The sequence below is a fragment of the Polaromonas sp. P1_G2 genome, assembly GCF_056405515.1.
Genome location: NZ_JBFUBY010001372.1, coordinates 1 through 414, shown reverse-complemented (window position 1 = coordinate 414; position 414 = coordinate 1). Strand labels below are relative to the sequence as shown.

At 68.6% G+C, this 414-nt stretch carries 1 protein-coding gene; it reads left to right on the top strand.

Translation table 11 applies throughout. The annotated features are described in order from the left end of the window. A partial coding sequence (locus AC1D0P_RS30620) for a DUF1403 family protein (protein ID WP_477680170.1) occupies nt 1-270 on the top strand: 270 nt, incomplete at its 5' end. Nucleotides 271-414: the final 144 nt, after the last annotated feature.

Here is a 414-nt window from a genome sequence, read left to right as displayed (position 1 = left end):
GCTCTGGCCGATGCCGCCGCTCACGCACTTCGGCGCGCCGGGGAGATCGATCGCCGCGCCGCAAAGCTGCAGGCAGCGGCACCCAAGCTACGCAGCAGGGGCGCTGAAGCGGTCGTCCGCAGACTGCTCGACGCGGACGCCTTGCCGGCCTCGGCGCCTGGCGGCAATCTGTCGCGCTGGGCTGCCACCCGGCTGTTCGAGCGGCTGGAGAGCTTTGGCGCGGTGCGGGAGCTATCCGGCCGCACGTCATTCCGGATTTTTGGGTTATGATGGCGACCGGATCGGGCACAGCAAGGAGGCAGCAGACGGCGAGAGCGCCACGGCATGACGTGTTGTTCGACAGGGAGCTGGCAGACCTGCCGCCGCAACTGCGCTGGCGCGAATGGATGCTGCGGGCCGAGGCAGTGATTTTTG